Origin of the sequence: Sandaracinus amylolyticus, assembly GCF_021631985.1 — a bacterium.
In the GTDB taxonomy this organism is placed as follows: domain Bacteria; phylum Myxococcota_A; class Polyangia; order Polyangiales; family Sandaracinaceae; genus Sandaracinus; species Sandaracinus amylolyticus_A.
Map to the genome: position 1 here is coordinate 7756159 of NZ_CP070225.1, position 12445 is coordinate 7768603.

General features: G+C 72.8%; 14 protein-coding genes. 8 read left to right on the top strand and 6 right to left on the bottom strand.

From position 1 onward, the window contains the following. The first annotated feature begins 52 nt into the window (after positions 1-52). From I5071_RS32755 to I5071_RS32770, 4 genes are read left to right on the top strand one after another with little or no spacing between them, the layout of a single operon-like run. Positions 53-436, top strand: a complete 384-nt coding sequence (locus I5071_RS32755) for an ArsR/SmtB family transcription factor (protein ID WP_236517206.1) — start codon at positions 53-55, stop codon at positions 434-436. Continuing rightward, the gene (locus tag I5071_RS32760; protein ID WP_236517207.1) at positions 433-870 is read left to right on the top strand and encodes an SRPBCC family protein; all 438 of its coding nucleotides are present in this window, start codon (positions 433-435) and stop codon (positions 868-870) included. Before I5071_RS32755 ends, I5071_RS32760 begins: the two co-directional genes overlap by 4 nt. Next, positions 867-1229, top strand: coding sequence for a TfoX/Sxy family protein (locus tag I5071_RS32765; protein WP_236517208.1), 363 nt, complete (start codon positions 867-869; stop codon positions 1227-1229). The genes I5071_RS32760 and I5071_RS32765 overlap by 4 nt, the downstream gene beginning before the upstream one ends. Then, a complete protein-coding gene (locus tag I5071_RS32770; protein ID WP_236517209.1) occupies positions 1226-1591 on the top strand; it encodes a nuclear transport factor 2 family protein in 366 nt (121 codons plus the stop codon). Before I5071_RS32765 ends, I5071_RS32770 begins: the two co-directional genes overlap by 4 nt. Before the next feature lie 7 nt (positions 1592-1598). Here the strand turns inward: I5071_RS32770 and I5071_RS32775 are convergent, their stop codons facing one another. Next, positions 1599-3791, bottom strand: a complete 2193-nt coding sequence (locus I5071_RS32775) for an ATP-binding protein (protein WP_236517210.1) — start codon at positions 3789-3791, stop codon at positions 1599-1601. A 95-nt stretch (positions 3792-3886) separates the two neighbouring features. On the opposite strand from I5071_RS32775, the gene I5071_RS32780 reads away from it, so the two are divergent. Further along, a complete protein-coding gene (locus I5071_RS32780; protein ID WP_236517211.1) occupies positions 3887-5398 on the top strand; it encodes a gluconokinase in 1512 nt (503 codons plus the stop codon). Beyond that, positions 5398-6300, top strand: a complete 903-nt coding sequence (gene gnd, locus I5071_RS32785) for a phosphogluconate dehydrogenase (NAD(+)-dependent, decarboxylating) (protein ID WP_236517212.1) — start codon at positions 5398-5400, stop codon at positions 6298-6300. The genes I5071_RS32780 and gnd overlap by 1 nt, the downstream gene beginning before the upstream one ends. 7 nt (positions 6301-6307) lie before the next feature. Here the strand turns inward: gnd and I5071_RS32790 are convergent, their stop codons facing one another. The 4 genes from I5071_RS32790 to I5071_RS32805 form a co-directional block, all read right to left on the bottom strand. Beyond that, entirely contained in the window at positions 6308-6898 is a 591-nt protein-coding gene (locus I5071_RS32790; protein WP_236517213.1) for an HPF/RaiA family ribosome-associated protein, read from the bottom strand. Between the two features lie 58 nt (positions 6899-6956). Continuing rightward, on the bottom strand, positions 6957-7859 hold the full coding sequence (locus I5071_RS32795; protein WP_236517214.1) for a phosphatase PAP2 family protein: 903 nt from the start codon (positions 7857-7859) through the stop codon (positions 6957-6959). Positions 7860-7947: 88 nt separating this feature from the next. After that, positions 7948-8202, bottom strand: a complete 255-nt coding sequence (locus I5071_RS32800; RefSeq protein ID WP_236517215.1) for a hypothetical protein — start codon at positions 8200-8202, stop codon at positions 7948-7950. Further along, positions 8202-9506, bottom strand: a complete 1305-nt coding sequence (locus tag I5071_RS32805) for an esterase/lipase family protein (protein WP_236517216.1) — start codon at positions 9504-9506, stop codon at positions 8202-8204. Before I5071_RS32805 ends, I5071_RS32800 begins: the two co-directional genes overlap by 1 nt. Positions 9507-9598: 92 nt before the next feature. Here I5071_RS32805 and I5071_RS32810 point away from each other — a divergent pair, with 92 nt between their 5' ends. Then, the gene (locus tag I5071_RS32810) at positions 9599-10258 is read left to right on the top strand and encodes a phosphoribosyltransferase (protein WP_236517217.1); all 660 of its coding nucleotides are present in this window, start codon (positions 9599-9601) and stop codon (positions 10256-10258) included. Here the strand turns inward: I5071_RS32810 and I5071_RS32815 are convergent, their stop codons facing one another. Then, a complete protein-coding gene (locus I5071_RS32815) occupies positions 10259-11188 on the bottom strand; it encodes a LysR family transcriptional regulator (protein ID WP_236517218.1) in 930 nt (309 codons plus the stop codon). It lies immediately after the preceding gene. Here I5071_RS32815 and I5071_RS32820 point away from each other — a divergent pair. Further along, entirely contained in the window at positions 11187-12440 is a 1254-nt protein-coding gene (locus I5071_RS32820; protein ID WP_236517219.1) for an FAD-dependent oxidoreductase, read from the top strand. The genes I5071_RS32815 and I5071_RS32820 overlap by 2 nt on opposite strands. The last annotated feature ends 5 nt before the right edge of the window (positions 12441-12445 follow it).

Genomic DNA, 12445 nt, shown 5'->3' on the forward strand with positions numbered 1-12445 from the left:
CCTCAACCACCTGGTTGACGAACGCGTGTGCGGCGCGCTATTGCTCAACCAGATGGTTGAGAATGTCGCCCAGCTCGATCGTGTGTTCCATGCGCTCGCGAGCGCGCCTCGCCGCGAGATCCTCCGTCGCGCCGCGCGCGAGCGGTGCACGGTGGGCCAGCTCGCCGCGCACTTCGACATGTCGCTCGCCGCGGTCGCGAAGCACGTGAAGGTGCTCGAGGAGGCCGCGCTGCTGCGCGCGACGCGCGAGGGCCGGCTGCACTGGTGCGAGCTCGACCCCGCGGCGCTCGAGCCCGCCCGCGCGTCGATCGAGGAGCTGCGCGCGCACTGGAACGGCAAGCTCGACCGCCTCGAGGCGCTGCTGATCGCGGAGCTCGCGCCGGAGCCGCGGGCGCCGCGCCGCCGCACGACCAAGCGAGCGAAGGGACGCCGATGAGCGAGCCTTCTCGTCTCGTCGTCACGCGGGTGCTGCCTGCGCCGATCGCGCGCGTGTTCGACGCGTGGACCCGCAGCGAGACGCTCGCGCGCTGGTTCACGTGCACGCCGGCGTGGGACGCGACCGCCGAGAGCGATCTGCGCGTCGGCGGTCGTTATCGCGTCGTGATGCGCGAGGGGGCGCGCGTCGCGGGCGTCGCGTACGGCGAGTACCTCGAGGTCGATCCGCCGCGACGGCTCGTGTTCACGTGGAGCTCGGAGGGCAACGCGCCGGTGCAGGGCAGCGTCGTGACCGTCGAGCTCGAGCCGCTGGGCGCGCACACGCGCCTGACCCTCACGCACGATCTCGATCCGAGCTCGGCGGTCGGTCGCGCGCACGCCCGCGGATGGGACGGCACGCTCGCGCGGCTGCGCGCCTGGCTGGTGGACGCATGAGCGACGGGTTCGAGGCGCTGCTCGACGCGCTCGCGGCGATCCCGCGCACGGCGGCGTGCGTCGCCGAGCATCGCGATGCGCGCGGAGGTCGCGCGCGCTTCGGCGCGCGCACCCTGAAGGTCGACGGACGCATGTTCGCGATGCCGTTCGACGGCGCGCTCGTGGTGAAGCTGACCGAGGCGCGGGCGGCGGAGCTCGTCGCCGCGCGGGTCGGCGCACCGTTCGACCCCGGGCACGGCCGGAAGATGAAGGCGTGGATCGCGGTGCCACCGCGCGATGCCCCGCCGAGCTGGATCGAGCTCGCGCTCGAGGCGCACGCGCTCGCGACCGCGCCGACGACGAAGAGGAGGACGAAGTGAACGCTCCGGACGACACGCTCGCGATCGCGCGGGCCTACCATCGAGGCTGGTCGACGAAGCGGTTCGACGACGCGGTGCGCCTGCTCGCGCGCGACCTGATCGTCGAGGTGCCGATCAACGCGTATCCCGACGCCGAGTCGTTCGCGAAGGCGCTCGTCGCGTTCGGCGGGATGACGACTCGGGTCGAGCTGCTGGCGGAGCTCGCGGGCGACGATCAGGCGATGCTGCTCTACGACATGGAGGTCGTGGGGCTCGGTCGGCTGCGGGTCGCCGAGCACTTCACGATCCGCGGCGGAACGATCACCCGGATCCGTCAGATCCACGACACCGCGGCGCTGCGCGCCGCGGGCTTCGCGAGCTGACGCACGCTCATCGCGCGGCCGCGCTCGCCTCGGCCTGCGCGGCCCGCGGCAGCACCAGGCGGAACGTGGTGCCCTGGCCGACGACGCTGTGCACCTCGAGCGAGCCTCCGTGCGCCTCGGCGATGCCGTGCGCGATCGCGAGCCCGAGCCCGGCCCCGCCGCGCCGGGCGCGCGCGCTCTGCCAGAAGCGATCGAACACGTGCGGCAGCTCCTCGGGCGCGATGCCGCACCCGGTGTCGTGCACCTGCACCTCCACGGTGCCCGGCAGCACGCGCACGTGGATGTCGATGCGGCCGCCTTCGCCGGTGAATTTCACCGCGTTCGCGACGAGGTTCGAGAGCAGCTGCTTGACGCGATGGGGATCGATCCACAGCGGCTCGAGGGGCTCGGGCACGTGCGCCTCGAGCGCCAGACCGCGCGCGTCGGCGAGCGGCCGGTGCAGCTCGACGAGCTCGCCGATGAGCGCCGCGAGCGACGTGCTGCGTCGCTCGAGCGGGATCGTCCCGCTCTCCACGATCGCGACGGTGAGCAGATCTTCGACGAGCTGGTTCGCGTGCTGGATCGATCGACGGATCACGTCGGCGGCGAGGCTCGAGCCCTGTTGGGTCGAGAGCATGCCCGCGCTCATCGCGATCGCCTGGAGCGGCGTGCGCAGATCGTGGGCGACGAAGACGAGCACGTCGTCGCGCAGCCGCTTGGCGTCGAGCGCGGCGCGGTGCTGGCGCGCGGCGTCGATCGCGAGGGCCGCACGCTCGGCGAGCGCGCGCGCGAGCACCAGCGAGCTCGCATCGAAACGGCGCGCGTCGTCCACGTACGCCATGAGCAGCACGCCCATCGCGCGATCACGCGCGACGAGCGGGACGAGGGCGAGCGAGGTCGGCCCGAGCGCGCGCGCCTCGGCGAGCGCCGCAGGGCGTCCGCCCGAGGCCGCGAACAGCCACGCGTCGTCCACTCGCTCGACGAGGCGCGCACGGCGCTCGCGCATCACCTCGTCGATCGCCGCGCCGAAAGGGCGGGCACGCGAACGCGTGAGATCACGGCTCGGATCGCGGTGCGCCGCCGCCGCGCCGTGCAGCTCGTCGCCGAGCTCGATCGCGCAGAGATCCGCGATCCGCGGGACGAGGAAGTGCACGAAACGATCGAGCGTGGTCTTCAGATCGAGGGACGCGCCGAGCACCGGGCCGATGTCCGCGAGGCACGCCAGCGCTTCCTCGGCGTGGCGTCGCTCGGTCACGTCGTAGAACGTCAGCGTCGTGCGCTCCTGACCCTTCGCGTCGCGGTAGAGCGTCGACGAGACCAACGCCGGAAAGCGCGTCCCGTCGCCGCGCACCATCGTGATCTCCGCGATCACCCAGCCGTGGCGGCGGCGGTGCTCGAGCGCGGGGGCGAGGCGCGGATCGTTCGTGTCGACGATGCCCGCGCGCCCGATGCGCACGATCTCCTCCTCGGTGCGGCCGAGCATCCGACACGCGGCGGGGTTCGCGGCGAGGACGGGCCCGTCGGGCGTGGTGAGCAGCCAGCCCGTGAGGCTGTGCTGGAACATCCCGCGGTGTCGCTCCTCGCTCTCGCGCAGCGCCTCGCGCACGCGGTGCTCTTCGTCGACGTCGCGGAAGAAGAACGCGAGGCCGTCCTCGTAGGGCACGAGGCGGTACTGCATCCACCGGCCGAACTGCGGCGACACGATCTCGAGCTCGGCGGCGGTGCGGGTGCGCTCGACCTCGCGCATGCTCCGCTCGAGCTCGGTGCCCAGCGCGCGCGGGAAGAGCTCCCACAGCACGCGCCCGAGCATCTCGCCGCGGGGGCGCCCGTAGAAGCGCTCGGCCGCGCGATTGAGGAACACGTAGCGCCACTCGCGATCGAACACCGCGAACCCGTCGCTCACGTGATCGAGCACCACGGCGAGCCGCTCTTCCGCCGCGAGCCCGGTGACCGGCTCGACCGCGAGCACGGCGCCGCGCCCCTCGCCGAGCGGCACGATCTCGATGGTGGTCGCGAGCGTCGCTCCCTGCGAGACGACGAGCGACACCGGGACCCGCGAGGGTGAGGCCGCGCGCACCGCCTCGCGCAGCGCGGGCCCGGCGCCGGGGAGGAAGCGCTCGATCGACGTCCCCACGAGTGACTCCCGAGGGCCGGCGAGCGCCCACGTGAGCGACTCGCTCGCGCGCGAGATCCGCAATTCGCGGTCGACGATCGCGATCATCCTCCAGCAGGGATCTCGTGCCCGGCGCGTCGCCGACCAGAGGGGCGATCGATCACAGCCACACGGTCGTCCTCACGCGTGCCTACGATCCCGACGTGGCCACGAACGGGCCCGCACCTCGCGCACCCTTCGTGCTCACGATCGACGTGGGCACGTCGTCCGCGCGCTGCTCGCTCTACGACGCGAGCGCGCGACCGGTGCCGGGCATCGCCGCGCGGCGCGCGCACCAGGTCGCGACGAGCCCGGACGGCGGCGCGGAGCTCGGTCCCGAGGCGCTGATCGCGAGCGTGATCGCGCTGGTCGACGAGACGATGTCGCGCGCCGGCGAGCTCGCGCGTGACGTCGTGTGCGTCGCGCCGGGAGGGTTCCTGCACACGCTGGTGGGCCTCGATGACGAGGGCCGGGCGATCACGCCGGTGCACCTCTGGATGGACGCGCGGAGCGACCAGGACGCGGCCCAGCTCCGCCGCGAGCTCGACGAGCGCGAGGTGCACGCGCGCACCGGGTGCATGCTGCACTGGAGCTACCTGCCCGCGAAGCTGCGGTGGATGCGGCGCACCGATCCCGCGCGCTTCGCGCGGATCGCGCGCTTCGTCTCGTTCCCCGATCACCTCGTCGCGCAGCTGCTCGGCGCGAGCCCGACCAGCATCTCGCTCGCCGCGGCGAGTGGGCTCTTCGATCAGCATCGGCTCGACTGGGACGACGAGATGCTGCGCGCCACGGGCATCACCCGCGCGCAGCTGCTCGAGGTCGCGCGCGACGATCGACGCCTGATGCCCGCGCGCGACGCGGTCGCGCGACGGTGGCCGGCGCTCGCGCAGGTGCCGTGGCTCGTGGCCCAGGGCGACGCCGCGCTCAGCAGCATCGGCGCGGGCTGCGCGACGCGCGAGCGTGCGGCGCTGATGGTCGGCACCTCGGTCGCGCTGCGGGTGCTCTTCCGGGCCCGCGACGTCGTGATCCCCGAGGGCGTGTGGGGCTATCGCGCCGACGAGACGCGCATGCTGCTCGGCGGCGCGCTCAACGACGGCGGGAGCCTGGTCGCCTGGCTCGACCGCACGCTGCGATTGCCCGATCACGATGCGCTCGAGGCCCAGCTCGCCGCCTCGTCATCGCCCGACGAGCGACTGCTCGTGCTGCCGCTCTGGGCCGGGGAGCGCAGCCCGGGATGGGCGGGACGCGCCCACGGCGCGATCGTCGGGCTCGCCCTGCACGCGAGCGCGATCGATCTCTACCGCGCCGCGCTGGAGGGGATCGCGCTGCGCTGCGCCGAGCTCGACACGCGCCTGCGCGACGCGGTGCCCGAGGTGCGCGAGGTCGTCGCGACCGGTGCCGCGCTGCTCGCATCGCCGGCGTGGCAGCGCATCGTCGCGAGCGCGCTCGGTCGTCCGCTCGTCGTGTCGGACGAACGAGAAGCATCGAGCCGAGGCGCCGCGCTCGTCGCGCTCGATCGGCTCGGCATCGCGCCCGGCGTGATCGACGGGATCGCGCCGAGCGGTCCGGTGATCGCGCCCGATCCCGAGCGCCACGCGCGGTACCGTGTGCTCGGGGAACGACAGCGCGCGCTCTACCGCGCGCTCGTCGATCGCGACGAGAGGGGAGGATCGTGATGCAGATCGGATTCGTCGGGCTCGGGAAGATGGGCGCGAACATGGTGCGCCGGCTGATCGAGCGCGGAGGCCACGAGGTCGTGGTGTGGGATCGCGATCCCCGGGCGATCGCGGAGCTCGCGCGCGCCGGCGCGCGCGGCGCGGAGAGCCCCGAGGATCTCGCGCAGATGCTCGCGCCGCCGCGCCTCGTCTGGCTGATGGTCCCCGCCGGCGCGCCGGTCGACGTCGCGCTCGACGCGCTCGTGGGGACCACGACCCGCGGGGACGTGTTCGTCGACGGCGGCAACTCTTTCTACAAGGACTCGATGCGCCGCGCCGAGGCGCTCGCCGCGCGCGGCCAGCACCTGCTCGACGTGGGCACGAGCGGCGGTGTGTGGGGCCGCGAGCACGGCTACTGCCTGATGGTCGGCGGTGCGCCCGAGGCGTTCGCCCGCGCGCGACCGGCGCTCGAGACGCTCGCCCCGCCGAACGGCTTCGCGCACGTCGGCGCCAGCGGCGCCGGGCACTTCTGCAAGATGGTGCACAACGGCATCGAGTACGGCCTCATGCAGGCCTACGCCGAGGGCTTCGCGCTGATGGAGGCGTCGCAGTTCGGCTTCGATCTCGCGAAGGTCGCGACGTTGTGGAACCAGGGCAGCGTGGTGCGCTCGTGGCTGCTCGAGCTCGCACAGCGCGCGCTCGAGGACGATCCGCGTCTCGAGAAGGTCTCGGCGTGGGTCGACGACACCGGCGCCGGTCGATGGACGGTGCAGGCCGCGGTGGAGCACGCGGTGCCCACTCCCGCGATCGCCGCGGCGCTCTTCGCGCGCTTCCGATCGCGCGCGGAGCAGAGCTTCGCCGATCGCGTGCTCGCGACGCTGCGCAAGCAGTTCGGAGGTCACGCGATCAAGTCGCGCGGGTGATCGTTCATCAGCGCGCCGGCGAGACCTCGCGCGGTCCGTGGGGATGCCGCTCGAGCACCACGGTGCTCGCCTGCGGGCCCTCGTCGCCCTCGCCTTCCGCGAGCACGAAGCGCACCTCGTCGCCGAGCCGCAGCTCCTGGAAGCGGCCCCGCGCGACGGCGTGCTCGTGGAAGTAGACCTGCAGCGCGTCGTCGGTCTCGAGGAAGCCGTACTGCTCCTCGGGCACGAGGCGGATGACGCGCCCGCGCGGAGGCTCCTCGTGCGTCTTCACGTCGCCGCGGATCCTGCGCATGCGGTCCTCGAGCTGGCGGCGCGCCGCGTCGAACGCATCGCGGATGGAGACGTAGGGATCTTCGAGCGCGTGGTTCAGCTCGGGCGCGCGCGAGATGACGATGTCCTCGCCGGGCACCGAGAGCTCGATGCGGATGCCGTAGATGTTGCCCTTGTGGTGGTGGTGATGCGTCTCGCTCACCGTGACGTGGCACCCGATGACGTTCGGATGGAAGCGCTCGAGCTTCTCGACCTCGCGCCGGATCCGATCCTCGACCGCCGGAGACGGGTCGAGCTCGTGGAAGCTGATGCGCAACGGGCTCTGCATCGTGTCGCTCTCCTTCTTCCGAGAGCGATCTAGCCGCATCGCGCGCTGGTTCAGCGCTTCAGAACGAGCCGCTCACGAAGAGGCTCTGCTGGCTCGGGTCGAGCTGCGGCGTCACGCGGAACGTGAAGCTCGGCGCTTCGCTCCGCGCGCCACGGCGCACCGGATGGGCATAGTGCAAGGCCCACGGCAGCAGGAACCCGAGCACGCCGCCGATCGCCGCGCCCGCGAGGATGTCGGTCGCCCAGTGCAGGTCCGTCATCATGCGATACGCGGCGACGACGCCGGCGAGCCCGAGGCTGCCGCCGCACATGAGCGTCGCGCCCGCGCTCGACCCGGTGAGCCACGGGTTGTTCAGGTGGTGCGAGCACACGAGACCCGCGCTCGCGAGCACGACGAGCGTGTGCCCGCTGACGAAGCTCGCGTGCGGGCCGACGCCCTCGTCGCCGCAGTCGCGTTCGCCGTTCGGATCGCCGTTGCACTCGCGCGCGCTCGGGCGCTGCCGTCCCGCGAACCGCGTCGTCAGCGCCGAGATGCCGTACGCGATCGAGAGCACCTCCGCGTCGATCAGCGCCATCTGGGCCATCGCATCCCAGTCCTGGTGGACGAGCCCCGCGAGCACGAACGCGTCGATCGTGATCGGCCACGCGGTCATGACGAAGAACACGGTGTCGCTGATGCTCGCCGCGAGCCGGCGCCCCTCGGGCGTGCGCAGCCGCAGGACGTCGCGCAGCTCCTCGTCGAGCGGGAGCGTGCTCGTCCAACGCGTGCCCACGTCGGGCTGCGCGAACGTCACGATGTGCCCGGTCGCCTGGCCGAGCACCAGCGCGATCACCTCCTCCGGCATGAAGCGCTGCCAGCGCCAGTGCTCGCGTGGCTCGCGGTCCTGAGCGTGCGCGGTGCTCGACGCGAGCGACGACACCGCGAGGACGAGCGCGACGGCGAGGCGACGTGACCAGCCCACGAGCGGCTACGTAGCCGCGCGCCTCCCGATTCGTTGTCCTTCGCGAGGTGACGCGTCCTCGCCTCGGGGTGCGCGCTGGCGCGCCACATCAATGACCGAGGCGATCACACGCCCCGGTCGACCCCGCGAAGCACGCGCTCTCGAGCCCGGCACGATCCATCGCGTCGAGCTCGGCATCGCTGAACGTCGGCGGCGGCGCGGGCTCGGCGGGCGCCTCCTCGGGCTCGGCGGGCGGAGGCACCGGCTCGACGTGCACCGCCGACGGATGCGGCTCGGGCGGCGTCGACGCGCTCGGCCCGCACGCGATCGCGACGAGCGCGATCCCGATCGCGATCGCGCGCATCACGCCTCGCTCGCGCAGGCGCGCCGCACCTGCTCGTAGACCGCGGGATGGTTCTGCAGCTGGTGGTGCATCACGCCGCCGAAGTGCTGCACGTCGATCGGGAACGTGCGGTGCGCGAGGCGCTCTCCACACGCGCTCGGCGAGAGCACGAGCAGGTCGCCGATCACCTTGGCCACGAGGTGATCACGATCCTCGGTGACCGTCGCGGAGAGGAAGTGATAGGTCGCGTGATCGAGCAGCGGGATCTCGCGGCACGCGTCCTCGCGCAGCGCGTCGGGATCGCGACCGAGCCAGTCCTCGTCGACCAGCTTTCCGCGCCCGAGATCCTTGATGCCCGCGCTCCGTGCCTCGATGAGCCGTGCCGGGATGCGGGTGCCCGGCGTGTCGATCGCGCCGAGCACGCGCGCCGCGACCAGCCCCACGCGCTCGAGCGGCGCGCCGTGGTGCGGCGATCCGAGGCTGATCACCCGCTTCACCTTCGCGGTCCACACGAGCCCTTCTTCGCTCGCGTAGTGACACGCGCTGCGCACCACCAGCCCGCCCATGCTGTGCCCGACGAGCACGATCTCGTCGATCGGCACCGGGTACGCGTCGACTAGCAGCGCGATCTCGCGCGCCAGGCGCCGGCCGTTCTCCGACACGTGCCGACCGGTGTTGTAGCGAGCGAAGATCGGCGTGTACCCGAGGTCGCGCGCGAGCATCGTCCCGAAGCTCGCGGCGGGATCGCCCCAATACGCCTCGGACTCGAGGCACCACGACCACTCGGTCGCCATGAGCCCGTGCACCAGCACGACGATCTTCGAGGTCGCGCCCTCGAGCACCCGCGCGACCGCCGCGCGATCGACCTCCGCCTCGAGCGGCAGGTAGGTGTCGGCGTGACGGAGCTGCATGCCGAGGTCGAGCCCGTTCGAGCGCGCATAGAGCCGATCGCCGATCGCGCCGTTCACGATGCCCATCGCCGCGTCGCCGATCCCACGCATCGTGCGCAGCGCGTCGGAGCGCATCGGCACCGCGGGATCCTCGACCGGCAGGCCCTTCATCCGCACCGCGTGCTCGGCCGCGTCGAGGCCGACGTCGGTCACCACCTCGACCGCGCGGTTCACCGCGCGGATCGTCGCGAGCACGCCGTGCGTGGTCACGCGCCTCACCTCGTCGACCGCGCGCGCCGGCTCCGCGAGCGGCTCGATCGCGCCGAGCACGCGCATGACCGATCGCGAGGTGGACTCGTGCCCTTCCTCGACCAGCTCGGTCGTCGCGTCCACCGCGTCGTGGACCAGCGCCTTCAGACCCCGCCAGCGTCGCATCGTCGCGTCCTCCCCGGCGCAGTGTACGCGCGGCGCGAGCACGACGTGAGCGTCGCGATCCGGGGCGTAGATCCGAGCGAGGGAGGTGCGACGTGCGATTCGAGGATCGGATCGATGCAGGGCGGCAGCTCGCGCGACGGCTCCAGCACCATCGCGCGAGCGGGCCGGTGGTGGTCGGGCTCACCCGCGGCGGCGTGCCGGTCGCGGCCGAGGTCGCGCGGGCGCTGGGCGCGGAGCTCGACGCGCTCGTGGTGCGCAAGCTCGGCGCGCCGATCCAGCCCGAGCTCGGCATGGGCGCGATCGCCGAGGGCGGAGGCCGGTGGGTCGATCCGTCGATCGTCGCGATCACCGGCACCACCGAGGACGAGCTGGTCGACGTCGAGACGCGCGAGCGCGCGCTGATGCAGCGACGCATCACGCAGTACCGCGCCGCGAAGCCGCGCGTGCCGCTGCGCGATCGCACGGTGATCCTGGTCGACGACGGCATCGCGACGGGCGGCACCGTGCGCGCGGCGCTGCAGTCGATCCGCAACGAGAAGCCGCGCTCGATCGTGCTCGCGGTGCCGGTCGCGGCGGTGTCGACGCTCGAGGCGCTCGAGCACCTCGCCGACGAGGTCGTGTGCGTGGAGCCGCGCCACGATCTGCACGCGATCGGGCTCTGGTACCGCGACTTCTCGCAGGTCGACGACGGCGAGGTGGTCGCGGCCCTGCGCGCGGCGCGCGGCGGGCGCGAGCAGACGACCTCGCCCTGATCACGCGCCTCGTCGCTTCTTCTTCGGTCGCGCCGCGTCGATCACCGCGGCGCGGAATCGCGCCGCGACCGCGTCGTGGTGGGTGCGATCGTGCCAGAGGAGCTGCATCTCGAAGCGCATCGCGGGGATCGGGATCGGCATGATCACGAGCTCGAGGCGGGGCGCCAGGGCCTCCGCGATCCGCCGCGGGATGCCGGCCACGAGATCGCTCTGCGCGACCACCATCGCGGCCGCGGTGAAGGTCGGCACCGTGACCACGATGTCGCGCGCGAGCCCTCCGCGGCTCAGCGCGTCCTCGGCGACACGATGGCCGACTCCTCCTCGACCGAGCGCGAGGTGCACGTCGACGTGGCGCAGCGCGCGGAACCGCTCGGACGTCATCTTCCCGCGCAGGATCGGGTGCCCGCATCGCGCGACGAGCACTCCGGCCTCTTCGTAGAGCGGCGCGGTGTGCAGCCCGTTCGCGGCCTCCGCGGGCCCGATCGCCGCGTCGATCTCGCCGCCCGCGAGGCCTCCGGTCGAGATCAACGTGTCGATGCTGACGACGCGCAGGCGCGCCCGCGGCAGGCGCTCCGCGAACGTCGGCACGATGCGCGGCAGCGTCGCGATCTGATCGGGATCCGCGAGCGCCAGCGTCAGCTCCCGCGCGCTCTCCGCGGGATCGCTCTCGCCGCCCTGCACCACCAGCGTCAGGTCGCCCACGGCGCGCGCGAGCCGCGGCGCGAGCTCGAGCGCGCGGGGGGTGGCGACGAGGCCGCGCCCGCTCCGCACCAGCAGCGGGTCGTCGAGCTGGGCCCGCAACCGCGCGAGCGCGTTGCTGATCGCCGGCGGCGTGACGTGGAGACGGCGCGCGGCGCGCGTGACCGAGCGCTCCTCGAGCACCACGTGCAGCATCAGGAGCAGGTTCAGATCGATCGCCGACAGATTCATGGCGGTGAACATCGATATCACGACCATTCACTGGTGGGAAACGATCGCTCCACCCACCATCGACTCGTCCGCACCAAGGAGAGTCGAGATGAAGGCGCTGATCATCGGTGGTGGTATCGCTGGCCCCGTGCTCGCGACGTTCCTGCGTCGCATCGGCGTCGAGGTCTCGCTGCGCGAGGCGCGCCGCGGTGCCGCATCGTCCGAGGGGAGCTTCCTCGGCGTCGCGCCCAACGGCATGAACGTCCTGAAGGAGATCGGCGTCGACCACGAGGTGCACGCGCGCGGCGCGGTGTGCGAGGGCTTCCAGTTCCTCGGCGCCGAGGGCGACCGGATCGCGACGATCGACGGTCGCGACCACGAGGATCGGTACGGCGCGCGGCTCGTCATCGCGAAGCGCGGCGACCTCCACGAGGTGCTCCTCGACCGCGCGCTCCGCGCCGGCACCGACGTGCGCTTCGGCGCGCGCCTCGCCAACCTCGACCGCAGCGATGCGCGCTTCGTGGTCGCGCGCTTCGAGGACGGCACCGAGGAGACCGCGGACTTCGTGATCGGCTGCGACGGCCTGCGCTCGCGCGTGCGCTCGATCGCGCTGCCCGACTCGCCCGCGCCCGCCGCGCTCGGGCTGGTCGACTTCGGCGGCTACGCTCGCTGCGATCACGCGCCGCTCGAGGTCGGCTGGAACGTGATGCTCTTCGGGCATCGCGCGTTCTTCGGCGCGTTCAAGCGTCCCGACGGCGAGATCTGGTGGTTCCACAACGGCGCGAGCGACGCCGAGGGCCAGGGCACGACGCGCGAGCGCATCCTCGCGCTGCACGAAGAAGATCCGGAGTGGGTGCGCGACGTGATCCGCGCGACGCCGCAGATCGCCGGGCCCTGGACGTTCCACGACATCGAGAGCCTGCCCTCGTGGCACCGCGGGCGGGTGTGCGTGATCGGCGATGCCGCGCACGCGACCTCGCCCAGCGCGGGGCAAGGCGCCTCGCTCGCGCTGGAGGACGCGATGGAGCTCGCGCGCTGTCTGCGCGACGCGGGCGAGCCGACGAAGGCGTTCGCGATGCTCGAGGCGCGACGACGTGCGCGGGTCGAGACGATCGTGAAGCAGGCGCGCCGCAACGGCTCGGGCAAGGCGGTGGCGAGCCCGATCGCGCGCTGGGCGCGCGACCGGATGCTCCCGTTCTTCCTGAAGCTGGGCGCGTCGGCGCAGCACGAGCAGTACGCGTATCGAGTCGCGTGGGACGCGCCGGCGGCGTGACGTCG

Bases quoted from the DNA above. Each gene is read 5' to 3' on its own strand.
- I5071_RS32755 (WP_236517206.1), top strand. From the start codon at position 53: ATGGTTGAGAATGTCGCCCAGCTCGATCGTGTGTTCCATGCGCTCGCG.
- I5071_RS32760 (WP_236517207.1), top strand. From the start codon at position 433: ATGAGCGAGCCTTCTCGTCTCGTCGTCACGCGGGTGCTGCCTGCGCCG.
- I5071_RS32765 (WP_236517208.1), top strand. From the start codon at position 867: ATGAGCGACGGGTTCGAGGCGCTGCTCGACGCGCTCGCGGCGATCCCG.
- I5071_RS32775 (WP_236517210.1), bottom strand. From the start codon at position 3,791: ATGATCGCGATCGTCGACCGCGAATTGCGGATCTCGCGCGCGAGCGAG.
- gnd (WP_236517212.1), top strand. From the start codon at position 5,398: ATGCAGATCGGATTCGTCGGGCTCGGGAAGATGGGCGCGAACATGGTG.
- I5071_RS32790 (WP_236517213.1), bottom strand. From the start codon at position 6,898: ATGCAGAGCCCGTTGCGCATCAGCTTCCACGAGCTCGACCCGTCTCCG.
- I5071_RS32800 (WP_236517215.1), bottom strand. From the start codon at position 8,202: ATGCGCGCGATCGCGATCGGGATCGCGCTCGTCGCGATCGCGTGCGGG.
- I5071_RS32805 (WP_236517216.1), bottom strand. From the start codon at position 9,506: ATGCGACGCTGGCGGGGTCTGAAGGCGCTGGTCCACGACGCGGTGGAC.
- I5071_RS32820 (WP_236517219.1), top strand. From the start codon at position 11,187: ATGGCGGTGAACATCGATATCACGACCATTCACTGGTGGGAAACGATC.
- I5071_RS32815 (WP_236517218.1), bottom strand. From the start codon at position 11,188: ATGAATCTGTCGGCGATCGATCTGAACCTGCTCCTGATGCTGCACGTG.